The 1,085-nt window shown below is 39.2% G+C and carries 1 protein-coding gene; it reads right to left on the reverse strand.

Going from position 1 to position 1,085, the window contains the following annotated elements:
- Window positions 1–14: 14 nt before the first annotated feature.
- Window positions 15–1,085 (reverse strand): pentapeptide repeat-containing protein (locus BBROOKSOX_RS11470; protein ID WP_139661994.1); only part of this gene is annotated, 1,071 nt, incomplete at its 5' end.

Genomic DNA, 1,085 nt, shown 5'->3' on the forward strand with positions numbered 1-1,085 from the left:
TGTTTTTAATGGTTTTAATCATGTTGTTTTTTATTTAATTGTTCTAATTTTTTCCAGTCTTTCTTGATGATGGCTTGAAGTTGTTCACTATTTTCTAAAATGCCTGTGATACAACCCTTTGGCGTGCCATATTTTGCTTTTTTGCCCGTGTTGTCTTCGATAATTGTTTGTATATAGTCGTCTAAATAGTTTTTGGAATTTTCAATATTTTTAATAACATCTTCGGCAATTTCCCCCTCTAATTGCAAAGTTTCAAACTCAGTCTCTTTACCAATTCTAGAACTTAATGTTTGTGTAGAAACCCCTTTAGGCGTATATGCCCCTTGACACTGTGCATCACTAAAAATCGCTCCTTGACACTGTGCATCACTAAAAATCGCTCCTTGACACTGAGCATCCCTAAAATTCGCCTCTTGACACTGTGCATTCCAAAAAATCGCCCCTTGACACTGTGCATTCCAAAAATCCGCCCCTTGACACTGTGCATTCCAAAAATTCGCCCCTTGACACTGTGCATTCCAAAAATTCGCCCTTTGACACTGTGTATTCCAAAAAATCGCCCCTTGGCACTGAGCATCATTAAAATTCGCCTCTTGACACTGTGCATCCCAAAAATTCGCCCCTTGACACTGTGCATTCCAAAAATCCGCCCTCACAAGGTAGGCATGCTCAAAATCCGCCCTAGGAAAGCCCGATACTTTTGCAAAACCTTGTGTGTATAAACCGCATTCTTTCTCTTTAAGCAAAAGATTGAGCGTAGTTTGAATTTCATTTGATGGGCGTTCTTTGTGAGTTTTTTGATACGCAGCTTCACTGGTTTTTGAACGAACATGTGAACAGAGGATTTGCACAATTTGCTGGCGATATTTATCCTCCTCCAATGCCAATTCATGCAAGACATAAACTGCGCCTGTGCGTGCTGAAGTTTCACTTGATCCTAACAAGTTAATGGCTGAATTAAACCGGTCGTCTACTCGCTGGATATCTTGGTTTTTTAAGCGTTTGTAAAAAAAATACAAGCCTATGATTGCAATAAGACCGCTACCAATAGAAGTCAAAGTTATTTGTTCTTCTGTATCAATAAA

The organism is bacterium endosymbiont of Bathymodiolus sp. 5 South, assembly GCF_900128535.1.
GTDB lineage: Bacteria > Pseudomonadota > Gammaproteobacteria > PS1 > Pseudothioglobaceae > Thiodubiliella.